The 13151-nt window shown below is 42.8% G+C and carries 11 protein-coding genes; 1 reads left to right on the top strand and 10 read right to left on the bottom strand.

Translation table 11 applies throughout. The annotated features are described in order from the left end of the window. Positions 1-35: 35 nt before the first annotated feature. The 10 genes from CES82_RS03530 to CES82_RS03485 form a co-directional block, all read right to left on the bottom strand. On the bottom strand, positions 36-662 hold the full coding sequence (locus CES82_RS03530; protein WP_098823944.1) for an NAD(P)H-binding protein: 627 nt from the start codon (positions 660-662) through the stop codon (positions 36-38). 269 nt (positions 663-931) lie between these two features. Further along, complete coding sequence (locus tag CES82_RS03525) at positions 932-2350, bottom strand: NAD(P)(+) transhydrogenase (Re/Si-specific) subunit beta (protein ID WP_098823943.1); 1419 nt, start codon at positions 2348-2350, stop codon at positions 932-934. Further along, a complete protein-coding gene (locus tag CES82_RS03520; RefSeq protein WP_098823942.1) occupies positions 2350-2661 on the bottom strand; it encodes an NAD(P) transhydrogenase subunit alpha part 2 in 312 nt (103 codons plus the stop codon). Before CES82_RS03520 ends, CES82_RS03525 begins: the two co-directional genes overlap by 1 nt. A gap of 1 nt (position 2662) precedes the next feature. Next, the gene (locus CES82_RS03515) at positions 2663-3877 is read right to left on the bottom strand and encodes an NAD(P) transhydrogenase subunit alpha (RefSeq protein ID WP_098823941.1); all 1215 of its coding nucleotides are present in this window, start codon (positions 3875-3877) and stop codon (positions 2663-2665) included. A gap of 151 nt (positions 3878-4028) precedes the next feature. Then, the gene (locus tag CES82_RS03510; RefSeq protein WP_098823940.1) at positions 4029-5207 is read right to left on the bottom strand and encodes an RNA-guided endonuclease InsQ/TnpB family protein; all 1179 of its coding nucleotides are present in this window, start codon (positions 5205-5207) and stop codon (positions 4029-4031) included. Positions 5208-5599: 392 nt separating this feature from the next. Next, positions 5600-7039 (bottom strand): aldehyde dehydrogenase, encoded by a 1440-nt coding sequence (gene aldA / locus CES82_RS03505; protein WP_098824017.1) that lies wholly within the window; start codon positions 7037-7039, stop codon positions 5600-5602. A 92-nt stretch (positions 7040-7131) separates the two neighbouring features. Next, positions 7132-8253 (bottom strand): NAD(P)-dependent alcohol dehydrogenase, encoded by a 1122-nt coding sequence (locus CES82_RS03500; RefSeq protein ID WP_098823939.1) that lies wholly within the window; start codon positions 8251-8253, stop codon positions 7132-7134. 664 nt (positions 8254-8917) lie between these two features. Continuing rightward, positions 8918-10204 carry an MATE family efflux transporter gene (locus CES82_RS03495; RefSeq protein WP_369689069.1) on the bottom strand — a complete coding sequence of 429 codons (1287 nt, stop codon included), beginning with the start codon at positions 10202-10204 and terminating at the stop codon, positions 8918-8920. Positions 10205-10370: 166 nt separating this feature from the next. Further along, positions 10371-11048: a type 1 glutamine amidotransferase gene (locus tag CES82_RS03490; RefSeq protein ID WP_098823937.1), complete on the bottom strand. Its 678-nt coding sequence runs from the start codon at positions 11046-11048 to the stop codon at positions 10371-10373. A gap of 41 nt (positions 11049-11089) precedes the next feature. After that, positions 11090-12016, bottom strand: coding sequence for a LysR family transcriptional regulator (locus CES82_RS03485; RefSeq protein WP_098823936.1), 927 nt, complete (start codon positions 12014-12016; stop codon positions 11090-11092). Positions 12017-12156: 140 nt separating this feature from the next. Between CES82_RS03485 and CES82_RS03480 the strand changes: the two genes are divergently transcribed. Continuing rightward, positions 12157-13134, top strand: a complete 978-nt coding sequence (locus CES82_RS03480) for an NAD(P)H-dependent flavin oxidoreductase (protein WP_180245645.1) — start codon at positions 12157-12159, stop codon at positions 13132-13134. The last annotated feature ends 17 nt before the right edge of the window (positions 13135-13151 follow it).

Raw genomic sequence — 13151 nt, 5'->3', positions numbered from 1 at the left:
TGACCTGGAGCCATATTATTTAAAAAAATAAAAATTTATTTAGCAGCAGAAATCTGAATAGCATCCTCGCGGTAATCAGTTTCATGATGCAGCATCTCTGCTAACACAGTTGCTAACGAAGGAATACTAATTGGACCACCAGAAATTGACCGGCCCTTAGGATCCAAAACAGCGTGCTGGAGAGTATCGTCATACTTGAAGAAATGAATCATTAACAACGTACTGTTAAGACCGCCAGCTTCAATAATATCAGCGGCCTCGCGTTGATTTTGAACATAACCCCGTTCAGTTACTTCATCAAAACCAAATGTGGCTGCTAATGCTAGATTCTCACTGGAAACGTCTTTATCGTAAATTTGAAACTGAGTTGACCAGAATAAACGGGTCACACCCGTCTCCTGCATAGCTTGAACTAGCGGCTTAGCATAAGTCTCCACTTTGAAAGGACCAAGTGTTGAAAAAACAACATCAACGTCCTTTAAAGCCATCTTTAAATCAGTAACTTTCGTGGCATCACCAACTGCATGTTCAACAAACTCAGGGTAAATAACACCCTTTTTTCCTCGATCAAACGCCCGAATAGTAACGTCTGGTAATGGTGCTAATTGCTTTAGTACGGCTTGTCCCAAAACACCAGAACTACCTAGAATTAAAATTTTCATACGTCGCCTCCTGTATGTTCATAATATCACATAATACATATACTTGGCATATTTTTTTATAACTTTAATATATATTCTTAGCAAACCAGCACTTCATAGTCATCAAAAGAGCTCTTTCCGAGCTTGACAGTTCAAAAATGTTTCTAAAACGTTAGAAATGCTGGTATTAAAAAACAGCCTGTCCGCTTATCACTAAATGACAACGGTCAGGCTGCTTTCAATTAAAACTTGAAACATATCAGTGAATTGATTGGAAACCCAAATTAAGATTATTGATCCAGATACTCTTTAGTCGATGCAATAATTTCTTGCAACCCCTTCTTAGCATCTGAGAAGAACATGCTGGTCTTATCATCAGAGAACAGCGAGTTTTGAATACCAGCATAACCAGTACTCATAGAACGCTTGATGACAACCACCGACTTCGATTTATCAACGTCCAGAATAGGCATCCCAGAAATTGCGGTGTTAGGTTCACGAGCAGCTGGGTTAGTGACATCGTTAGCACCAATAACCAAGGAAACATCCGTGTTTTCAAACATGGAATTGGCTTCTTCAAGCTGCTTCATTTGGTCGTATGGCACGTTAACTTCAGCCAACAGCACGTTCATGTGACCAGGCATCCGTCCAGCAACTGGGTGAATCGCGTAGTTAACGTTAATGTCGTTATCAGTCAATAACTTGGCTAATTCGGCGACTTCATGTTGCGCTTGGGCAGCAGCCAGACCATACCCAGGAACAATCATAACGTTCTTGGCATAGGCTAATTGCACCCCAATATCATCAGCAGAAGTTTCCTTAACGTTAACGGGAACTTCATCAGCACTAGTCGATCCGCCGCTATCACCAGTACCGAAACCTCCGGCAATGATGTTCGCCACTGAACGGTTCATAGCAGCAGCCATTTGCAAGGTCAAAATGGTACCAGCAGCACCAACTAAGGCACCGGCGATGATCAAGACTTGGTTGTCGATAACGAAACCAGCCATGGCAACCGCTAAACCAGTAAAGGCGTTTAACAGTGAAACAACAACCGGCATATCGGCACCACCAATTGGAATGGTCATTAAGATACCGAAGACAAGACTAGCAACGATAGCGGTCACTAACGTCCAAACGTTGGTTGGAAAACCAACCGTCATGACGATGGCAGCTAAGATAATCAGCACCACAATGCCATTTAATAATTTGGCACCAGGAAAAGTAATTGGCTTACCGGAAACCTTACCGGCCAATTTACCCGTGGCAATCAGCGAACCTGAGAAGGTAATACTACCAATAATCAGGTCCAAGATCACGGGCAGTGAAAAGGCAACTGATAGTGAAGCACCAGCTGGCTTACTCAAATAGTCAAAGGTACCAATCGCAGCAGCGGCACCACCACCAACGGCGTTAAACAGACTAACCAGTTGTGGCATATCGGTCATTTTCACGGTTCGAGCTCGGTAAACACCATAGCCGACCCCAAGAACCAAGGCAACCAACAGCACAAGCCATGCGGTCATCGTGGTATCATTCTTTTTCAAAACGATCAAGAAAGTCATAATAACGGCAAGGATCATGCCGACAAATGACAGCCGGTTACCGTTACGGGCAGTTTTAGGTGTCCGCATCATATGCAGCCCCATCACGTAGCAAACCGCACTAATTAAATAACACAGAGAAACAAGCGTCATTAACCCAGACATCACTTGTCGCCTCCTTTGTTACCCTTGTCCTTAGGCTTCGAGAACATTTCAAGCATCCGGTCGGTAACCACGTAACCACCAGAAACGTTGATGGCTCCCAGAAAGGCTGCGATAAAGGCAATCACATAAAAGGTTGGCGTATCAGCTTCAAGAGCAACTAAAATCGCACCCACAACAACCACACCGTGAATAGCATTAGCACCAGACATCATTGGTGTATGCAACGTTGCTGGGATTTTACTAATAACTTCGAATCCAACTAGTAGACTCAAAACAAAAATGGCAAGATTCGTATATAATTCCTGACTCATTCTACTCAGCTCCCTTCGACTCAGCTGATTGATCAGTCTTTTCGTCCTTAACTGGCTCATCCGTTGGCAGCGGATCAAGTTTAAGGGCTTCACGCAACCGCGCGTTAATAATTTCACCATTCGTTGTAGCGGTCAGCCCACTAAAGACATCATCTTTAGGATCAATGGCCAGGTTGCCATCTTTATCAACCATGGCGTTGATGACTGACTGAACGTTCTTGGCGTATAACTGCGACGCTGAGTTAGAAAGCTCGCTGGCTAAATTATTACCGCCGATAATCATCACTTGATTGTCAGTTGTGACCGTTTCGTCAGGTTTACTGCCAGCGACGTTACCACCCAATTCGCTGGCAGCCAAGTCAACGAAGACGGTCCCAGGTTTGGCGTTATCAACACTTTCTTGGGTGACCATCAACGGCGGCTTGTGTCCAGGCACCTGAGCCGTGGTAATAATGACATCATTATCGGCAATGAAACCAGCTAACTCCTTTTGCTGGGCAGCCGTTTCTTCAGGGGTCAACGCCCGAGCGTAACCACCTGAACCAGCCCCGTTGGAAACTGAACTGGTCAAGAAAGTCGCACCCAAGGATTCAACTTCACCCTTAGAAGCTGGCCGAACATCGTAACCGGAAATAATCGCACCAAGACGCTTAGCGGTCCCAATGGCTTGTAAACCGGCAACACCGGTCCCAAGAACTAATACTTTAGCTGGCTTAACGGTCCCAGCAGCGGTGATCATCATTGGGAAATACTTCGAGTAGGCATCACTGGCAACTAAAGCGGCTTTATAACCCGCAACGCTGGATTGAGAACTCAATACATCCATGGTTTGCGCACGGCTGATTGTCCGTGGTAAGAGTTCAAACGACAGTGCCGAAACTTTCTTATCGGCCAACTGCTGCATCTTTTCTGGCTTGATCAGCGAACTCAATAAACCTAACAGCACTTGTCCTGGTTTCAAGGCATTCAGCGTTTCATCGCTAGGTAAGTTAATGACCGCAACCACGTTAGCTTGAGACAACGCGGTTTGGCGATCAACGACTTCCGCACCAGCCTTTTGATAGCTGTCGTCGTTGTAGTACGAGGCAATCCCCGCACCTTTTTCAATGAGAACTTTCATACCAGCTTTGATCAGCCGCTTGGTGACGTCTGGATCGATGGCAACCCTTTTTTCGTGGGGCTGCTCTTCTTTTAAAGCAGAAACCACAATACTCATGAAAACTACCTGCTACTGATAACTTATAAAAAGTTAACGATTATTCTTGCTTCTCCCTATCCTGTTTCGCACGTTGCTTGCTACTGCAGTTCATTGATAGTCCACAAGCGTCAATTCCCGGCTAGCCACCGGTACATCCTTCGCGGCCTATTTAGTAGGCTAAGACAAAGTTTTTCGTATCCCTGATATTCAGGGCAGCATTTAAATCACGGTCATTGGTGTAGTGACAATTAGGACAGTGATAAGTACGTTCACTCAGCTTTAAACTCACTTTCTTAGTGCCACAGTTATGACAGAGCTTGGAAGTTGGTTCAAAACGTTCAGTAAGATGTACTGGGATCCCTAATTGCTGGCATTTAGCAATCAGCCTCACTCTAAAATTGTAGAAACCTTGTTGAGCGATAGCTTTAGCCAAATGGCGATTTTTCATCATACCACTAACATTTAAATCTTCTAAGGCAACCCATAGTGGCTTGGTTCTCACCACAATTGCTATTAACTTATTTTGATAATCAATTTGAATGTTAGTTAACCGTTGATAAAGCCGTTGCACTTTCAGCTGAGTTTTGGCTAGGTTTAAATCAGTAGCAGATCTGCCTTCCTTCTGTTTTCTAGCTTTCAGTGCACAATACTGGCGTGATAATTTTCTTTGTAGTCGTCGTAACTGCTTTCTAATTTTTTTCAAACGGCTACTTTTATTTTGGTTACCATAAACTAAACCGTTACTTAAAATTGCCAAATTTTTCAATCCTAAATCAATTCCAATTGGGTCATTGACTAGTGTTAGTTGAATGGGATCCGCTTGTTCTATGACACAAGTTAGATAATACCGACCGGCTTTAAACTTAACTCGTCCCTGTTTAATGACAAAATGTTCGGCATCAGTGGGAATATAACCATATTCTTTCAAGCGAACCCAACCCAATTTAGGTAATTTAATTCGATGCCTTTCACAAGCAATGATCTGTTGCTGACTGTTCTTAACAAAGTAGTAGCTACCTTGACCGCGTTTAAACGAACGCCAATGCGGATAACCACTTAACTTTTTAAAGAATCGTTTCATGGCCGTATCCGCATCAATAAACGCCTGTTTTACGGATTTGGCATACAATTCTTTAATCCACTGATCATCTGGATTCGCTGCTAAGTAATCATGATTAAACCACTTGGAGAACTCGTAGGCATTCATGTAGTGGTAACCACATTCGTAACGCTGACGATTAATATCTAAAAAGAGATTATAGGCCCAACGACTGCCAGATATCTGCTGATCGATCAGCCAAGCCTGTTGATTCGTTGGCTTAAGCTCAATTTTGTAGGTAATTAGCATCACATATCCCCATTTAATTAAATTTGATGACCCACTTTATCTAATGAGTTCGTGATAATTATACGGGATAGATACATTTAAAAGTCACTTTAAGGGAATTATGAGGGAAACTATTTTCAAAATCAGTCAGTTCATTTAAGTTTGACAAAGCAACGTAGTGTTACCCCCTTTGATAAATTTTTAGATATTGTTATACCAAAATAATAACTATTCATACCTCCACTTCAATGTTTGAAAACGCCTTAAATAACACATTTATTCTCCACAGTCACTCATCCTATTCAACGGAAATGCACGTTTTATGAAAGCGTTTCCAATTCCAGCTTAACAGAAAAGGTACCTAGAGACAATCACCCCTAGATACCTATTCTGCGTTATTTAACTTGATTCAATTATGCCTTAGTGTTCTCAGGGTGACCCTGTAGGTAAATAACGTGAGTGTTCAAGAATTCATCGATACCGTGACGACCATCGTCACCACCGATACCTGATTCCTTCCAGCCTGAGTGAGACCCGTTCATGGCTTCGAAGTTGAACCGGTTGATGTAAGTTTCGCCATCTTCCAATTCGTTAGCAGCACGTTGGGCAACATCAACATCTTTAGTAAAGATTGATGATGTTAAACCAAAGTCGCTGTCGTTGGCCATTTCAATAGCATCATCCAATGTCTTGAAGGTAACAACTGGCAGAACTGGACCGAAGATTTCGTCTTGAATAATTTCGGAATCCTGCTTGACGTTGGTAATGACCGTTGGTTCGTAGTAGAAACCGTTTTCGATTTGAACCTTATGACCACCAGCCGTAATCTTGCCACCAGCTTCAACGGCACGGTCAACCATTCCGGCAACCTTGTCCAAAGCAGCTTGGTTGATCAGAGGGCCAATGCCAGAGTCTTTATCAGTGATTGGGTTAGCAACCTTGATTGCAGACATCTTGTCACTAAGCTTCTTGATGAATTCATCAGCAACCCCTTCTTGAACGTAGATCCGTTCACAGTTGTTGCAAAGCTGACCATTGTTGTCCACACGTGAATCAATGATTGATTGAACAGCGAGATCAATGTCAGCATCGTCCATCACGATAGCAGGTGCTTTACCACCTAATTCCAATGAGACCTTAGCCATGTGGGTAGCAGCTGATGCCATGACACGCTTACCAGAATCAACGGAACCGGTCAAACTAATAATACCGATCTTCTTGTTCTTGGATAATTCGTCACCAACAACTGAACCTGGGCCAGTAACAAAGTTAACAACACCGTTTGGAATTCCAACTTTGTCGACGATCTTAGCAAATTCAAGGGCTAAGTTTGGTGTATCTGAACTTGGCTTCAAAACGATGGTGTTACCCGTTACCAAAGCTGGACCCATTTTACGAGCAATCAGGAAGAATGGGAAGTTCCATGGGAGAATCCCAGCGGCGACACCGATTGGTTGCTTGGTAATCATAATGTTTTCGTTAGCATTGTCAGATTGAAGAATTTCACCTTCGTAAGTCCGTGCAGCCGAACCCATGTAATCGAAATAGTCTGCTGAGAAGGTAATTTCAGTCGTTGCTAATGAACGGATCTTACCTTGTTCTTCTTGCAGCATATCGATCAAGTGATCTTGATCCTTACGAATTTCAGTCGCAACATCATGTAAGTACTGGCCACGAGTAGCAGCTGGTACAAATTTCCATGATTTTTCAGCTTCATAAGCATCATCAATGGCTTCTTTAGTTTCTTCACGGGTAGCACTTGGCACCGTTGAAATCTCTTCTCCAGTTGAAGGATTAATTACGGTTAAAAGTTTGCCTGATTTAGAATCCTTAAACTCACCGTTGATATACATTTGATAATGCTTTAAACCTGTTTTTGTTTCTGACACGGTTATTGCTTCCTTCCAAAATGCAAACTGTATTCTACAACAAACGTCTCAATCACTTATTTGCCTGGTACGTAGTCTGGATCGATAACCAGGATTGGCTTGATGGTCTTACCACTGCCTGAATCAGCGTTAGCTTCGTTGATTTGATCGAACTTGTAGAACTTTTCGGTCTTGTCGAAGTCGAACATGCCGGCCTGGTAGAACTTGATCAAACGAGGAATATCGATTTGTGGAACGGCATCGCCCATGTTAACACCGATAACTTTACGATCGTCAACACAAAGGTCGTTCCAAGTATCCAAATCAACGTGGTTAGGGGTAACGGCGATGCATGCTGAAGTCCCACCTTGTGCTAAGGCTTGGATAGAATCTTCCATAACCTTCTTAACACCGGTAGTATCAACCGCAAAGTCAACACCGTGACCATCCGTTAATGACTTGATCTTTTCAACAGCATCTTCACTCTTACTGTTAACAACATCAGTAGCGCCCAATTCTTTAGCCAACTTTAGACGTGAGTCAACAACATCAACCGCGATAACAGTTGTGCAGCCGGAAATCTTACCAGCCATCATAGCTGCCAAGCCAACGGCACCAGTACCGAAGACGGCAATGGTCTGACCTGGTCTCGGCTTCAAGGTGTTAAGAACGGTACCACTACCAGTGACGTAGCCACAGCCCAGAGGTCCTAATTTACGTAAATCAAGATCTTTAGGAACTTTAACTGCATTAGCTTCACGAACAATGGTCGTTGTGGTGAATGAGGATTGGTCAAACATGTCATCAACTTGCTTGCCGTTTTCAGTGAAGTGAGCGCTTCCATCTGGACGTACACCTGACAGGTTATTAGCAGCGTAGTTCAAGCACTGTGTCGGAACACCTCTCAAGCAGTTCACGCAACTTCCGCAACCATAGAAGGAAAGCACAACGTGATCGCCAACCTTGAAGTTTTTAACTTCTGGGCCAATCTTTTCAACGATACCTGAACCTTCATGACCGAGGATAATTGGGTAACCAATTTCGGCATCACCCTTACGTAAAGCTTCGTCAGAATGACAAATCCCTGAAGCTACCATGTGGATCTGCAAGTCGTCAGCTTGCATTGGTGCTAATTCGACGTCATCGCGCATTTCAAATGAAGCGCCTTTTTTATCAACAACTGCTGCTTTAATACGCATAACTCCATCATCTCCAAATGATTAATTTGACAAAATAATTAAATGAAAGTTGAAGTGAAAGTCAATTTACAAATCATTCTTGGAACATATCACTATAACCAGAATGTTATAGTTCTACATATGCTTAAGAATTGCTTGTGAACTGGTTCTCATTTGCTTACACCTTAGTTATAGTTCATTTCAGCTAAATTTTAAAGCGTTTACATCAATCTTTTCGATTATATTTGTCTAAGAAAAACTTTGAGATTGTTATTTTATCACATACTGGGTTTCAGTTTTAAATCAAAGTTTTGTTCTAGTCTAACGTTTGAGTTATTGTGCTCATAATTAAAACAGCTTGGTTAGTTTGTGATGGTTCACACGAATTAACCAAACTGTTTTAATAGTCTTGCTTTGTTCAATACTTTTATCTAGCCTAAACGTGCTTTACAACTCAGATTCCGGCCATGTAACGCAAAAACTACTCCGACAAAGAACGCCGGAATAGTTTTTGCGTTACATTCTGGAATCTACCGAGTTGTACCACACTCTCCTAAACGTGCTCAAACAAGCAAAGAGTTGCATATAAGGGCTCAAAGCGTAACTTTCCCTGAACTTTGGGAAAGTTACGCTTTGAGCCCTTATACTTCACTCTTTAACCGCTTGTTTTCACACTCTGTTTCATTCACCAATTTGCAACCACTTTCCCCTTGGGACCAAATTCATGGTAATAAAGGCCTAATCCCATAACTGCAGTGATCACATCCGCAATTGGTTGCGACACAATGACACCCTGATAACCCATAACGGATGCCATGATGAAAATCACAACGGCAAACACCACACCTTGACGGGAAACTGACATCAAGAAGGCATCTAGCGGTTGGTTCACAGCCTGGAACATGGTGGTGAACACCATCGAGGCCCCAATGAACGGTGTGGTAATCAGGAACCAGCGCAACATGTAACTTGCAGCGTGCACAACGTTTTGATCCTTCATAAACAACCCACACAGTGCAGGTGAAATCACCATCAAGCCCAGCGCAATAATAAACGCGAACACAACGTTAACTAACAAGTCAAACTGAATAATTTTGGTTAACCGTTCTTTATTTCTAGCACCATAGTTGTACCCAATCAATGCTTGTGAGCCGAAACAGAAACCAACGAGTACCATGATAACAATGGTTTCAACCTTGATTGCAATTCCGAAACCGGCAACTTTGGTGGCACCGTACACAATCAAAAAGTTATTCATTAAAGCCGTGCCCAGCATGGTCATAAAGTTCGTTACCGAAGCTGGCAAACCAATCATGAGTACGTCTTTTACCTCACTGAGGGGAATCTTCATTTTGTTAACATGAACGTGCAAATAACGTGCGCGTCGAACGGTGTAGCCAATTAAAATTGTATCTGTAACTAAGTACCCGACCACGGTTGCTAACGCGGCACCCGCTGCACCTAAGTGAAAACCAAAAATAAATAGTGGATCCAAGAAAATCTTCAGAACGGTCCCTGATGCCGTCCCAATCATCGATTGAGTAGCCAAGCCCTCAGTACGAAGGGTGTTAATGGGAACCAAAGAAATAATAATCAGCACACTAGCCGCCGCCATAATTTCATAAAAAATATTGGCGTATTGATATGTACTAGGTGTAACCCCCAACAGTGATAAGCCTTCTTTTCTAAACACAAACAGGCAAATCATTACAATAATGCCAAGTGTAAGCGCGCCATAAAACGAAAAACTGTTAACACGGCCGGCCAGCTTGTACTTTTTCTGACCGAGCAACCTTGAAATAGCTGAACTGGCACCCAAGCCAAACATATCCCCCAATGCAATCATCATTGAAAACAACGGGGTACACAGCGTAATTCCGGCAACCAGGTTAGCGTTTTGCGTCTGCGCAATAAAAAAGGTATCCGTTAAGTTATAAATCATGGAAATAACGGTCCCAAAAACTACGGGCAAAGCTAATGTAAAGTAGGCTTTTGGAATCGGCGCTTTTTCGAAAAGCTCAATAATGTTATCATCCCCTGTTTAAATTCATAACAATTATGATATCACAAGATAAGTTTAATTTGGAGTCAATTTCGAACAAAAACCCCGTTTGAATGGGCTTTCAAACGGGATTTTACTAATTAGTTTTGGTTAAAAAATCAAAAATAGCGTCAATCGCCATCTTGTTCTCTACAGGCACTGGTGCTTGGAGAATTTCAGCAGCAGTCTGGTGCAGATCATTACCCTCATTGGCATACTGACCATCATTGATAGCCATGGTTCGCACGTTGATTGTCTTGGGTTCTAAATGAAACTGCAAGCCAATCACGTTATCGCCTAGTATAAAGCCCTGATTATGCACTAAATCACTGGTAAATAACAATTGTGCTTCAGTGGGGACTTCAAACATTTCTTCATGCCAATGCAACGCGGTTAGTTGCTTAGGCAATCCCGGAACCTTGTTACTTTGAAGGTATACCGGTGCCCAGCCGACCTCTTTATGCGGTGCCTTTAAAACTTGATACCCCAGCGTTTTAGCAATTTGCTGGGCCCCGTAACAAGCACCAAAAATCGGCTTATGCTGTGCTAGTAACTGTTTGATCAATTGCCGCTCGTTCTTAACCCATTCCACGTCATCATTGGGACTCATTGGCCCACCTAAAATTACCAACAGGTCCGTGTCATCCACCGTTGGCAGAATTCCGTTGAACTGATACGGGTGGTAAATATAGACTTGGTGCCCATGGTCTGCTGCCCAATCGACGATGCTTCCTGGACCTTCACTTGGCGTGTGCTGTAAAACGTTTATTCTCATTAATAACGACCTTCATTTCAAATTGGAAGTATTGATTATTATCATACCATTAGTGAATGATCGTGAGTTTGCAGTAATTGCTTGATGTATTGGGCAATATTGACAAACGCATCATCCGCTGTGTTGCGATAATTGATGGTTGAAGCAAGGCTCAGTATGTTTGCTGGTAGTGGCATTAAATTAAAATTCCGTTCTGGAAAAACCTTTTCGGCAGTATATAACGTGGTTACCGTCGCCGAGTTAGGAATATGATCAACAGCTCTAAGGGCATCCGCTGCCGTTGGCACAGTTAGAGCGGTCGATAACGCCACATCTTCCTTTTTAAAGCTCAGGTTCACGTAACGTTGAAAAGCATCATAACCCGCAAAGCCAATGTACGAATGGGTATTCAACGCCTTAATTGAATCATACTGAAAGTCTTGATAGAGTCTGTCAGGGTCGTAGTAATTACAGTGACTTGAAATGAAGAAACACAACTGTCGGTCAGGAACGTGAATTTGTTTAAAATTGGTATCGAGCAGCCGCTTACCGACAAAAATATCGATATTTTTAGTATCAATCTGGCTGCTAACTGGCACGTCGTTTAAAAGCTTAATATTAATCGGCTGGTTAGGATGCGCTGCATAGTACTTGGACAGCCCATCCGTTACGATGTCGCTCAAAAACGGATCAGTTACGGCAACTTGAATCGGCTGGTTCTCCTGATTAACATGGGCCAGTAAGCTTTCATTAAGTCGGTTTTCTTCATCTACTACTGCCTGTAAGCCATTAATCATGATGATCCCGGCATCAGTAAGTTCGATGGGCTTAGTACGAGTTACCAAAGTGACGCGGTATTCCTGTTCAGATTCTTTAAGTAACTTACTAATATAGGGCTGACTAATAAACAGCCGGTTAGCAACGTCCGATAAAGTCTGTGAGTATTCAACCGTTTTTAAGATATTCAATAATGTTCGATGGGTGCTCATGACAAACCTCCTTGTTTAAAATTATATCTATTTAGTAATAATTTTTATTTTAATAGTTAATGGCAAGTTTCGGTTTCTGCCACTATAATAACATCTGTAAGTGAATTGTATCACAAAAATTATAACTGGAGTGAATAATCATGACGAATCGTGTTGCTCAAATTTTGAAGATTGAAAAGCCAATCATCCAAGGACCACTACTTTGGCTAACTGACGCTAAATTAGTTGCCGCTGTTAGTAATGCTGGTGGCTTAGGGGTTATTGGTTTTAACGCTGGCCAAACAACCGTTACCCGTTCACTGGACGAAACCATCGAACGCACCCGTAACGAAATTCGGAAAACCCGTCAATTAACCGACAAACCATTTGGCTTAAATTTGGCAATGTCTAATAACCCCAATGACACTTTCTTCGAGCCAACCCTTCAACTCATGATTGATGAGCAGGTTCCCGTTGCCATCTGCGTTGGTGATTTTAATGCTGATCAAGTAACTAAAGTTAAAGCAGCCGGGATTACCGTTGTCTTTCGTCCCATCACACCCACAGTTGAAATTACTAAACAAGCTGAAGCTACTGGCGTCGATATCTTCGTTGCCACTGGCTTTGATGAAGGTGGCACTATCCCTACAAAGGTTATCGGTACCCTTTCAGCTGTCCCAATGGTTGTCGATGCTGCTAACGACATGCCCGTGATGGCAGCTGGCGGTATCGTGGATGCACGAACCGCTAAGGCCGTCTTTGCGCTTGGTGCTGAGGGTCTGTATGCTGGTACTGCATTTATGATGTCTGAAGAAAGCCGTTTGGCTGAAAATATCAAAGCACTAGCACTCAAGGCAGATGCGGATGACCTGGTGATGTACCGAACACTTCCCGCCTATTACCGTTCCTTACCAGGCGAATTACCAGATAAGTTAGTTCAAATGGATACCAAGGGAGCAAGCCGGGAAGAAATTTCTAAAGCCTCATCTGCTGGTGATGGTATGCGGATTGGCATGCTTGAAGGCGACCTCACTAAGGGTTATGCCTCATTTGGATTAGGTATCTCACAAATCAAGAAGATTGAACCCGTTTCAGTGATCATGGACCGCCTTAACGCAGGTGTACCAGTGGAAAACTAAACTTTCAATCATAAAAG

It is taken from the genome of Secundilactobacillus silagincola (genome assembly GCF_002583405.1).
GTDB lineage: Bacteria > Bacillota > Bacilli > Lactobacillales > Lactobacillaceae > Secundilactobacillus > Secundilactobacillus silagincola.
This window is presented reverse-complemented; position numbering and strand designations above follow the sequence as displayed.

Coding starts and splice junctions, on each gene's coding strand:
- CES82_RS03530 (WP_098823944.1), bottom strand. CDS start 662: ATGAAAATTTTAATTCTAGGTAGTTCTGGTGTTTTGGGACAAGCCGTA.
- CES82_RS03500 (WP_098823939.1), bottom strand. CDS start 8,253: ATGCGTATTAAAGCAGCAGTTGTTGATAAAAAAGGCGCTTCATTTGAA.
- CES82_RS03510 (WP_098823940.1), bottom strand. CDS start 5,207: ATGCTAATTACCTACAAAATTGAGCTTAAGCCAACGAATCAACAGGCT.
- CES82_RS03520 (WP_098823942.1), bottom strand. CDS start 2,661: ATGAGTCAGGAATTATATACGAATCTTGCCATTTTTGTTTTGAGTCTA.
- CES82_RS03485 (WP_098823936.1), bottom strand. CDS start 12,016: ATGAGCACCCATCGAACATTATTGAATATCTTAAAAACGGTTGAATAC.
- aldA (WP_098824017.1), bottom strand. CDS start 7,039: ATGTATATCAACGGTGAGTTTAAGGATTCTAAATCAGGCAAACTTTTA.
- CES82_RS03525 (WP_098823943.1), bottom strand. CDS start 2,350: ATGTCTGGGTTAATGACGCTTGTTTCTCTGTGTTATTTAATTAGTGCG.
- CES82_RS03490 (WP_098823937.1), bottom strand. CDS start 11,048: ATGAGAATAAACGTTTTACAGCACACGCCAAGTGAAGGTCCAGGAAGC.
- CES82_RS03480 (WP_180245645.1), top strand. CDS start 12,157: ATGACGAATCGTGTTGCTCAAATTTTGAAGATTGAAAAGCCAATCATC.
- CES82_RS03515 (WP_098823941.1), bottom strand. CDS start 3,877: ATGAGTATTGTGGTTTCTGCTTTAAAAGAAGAGCAGCCCCACGAAAAA.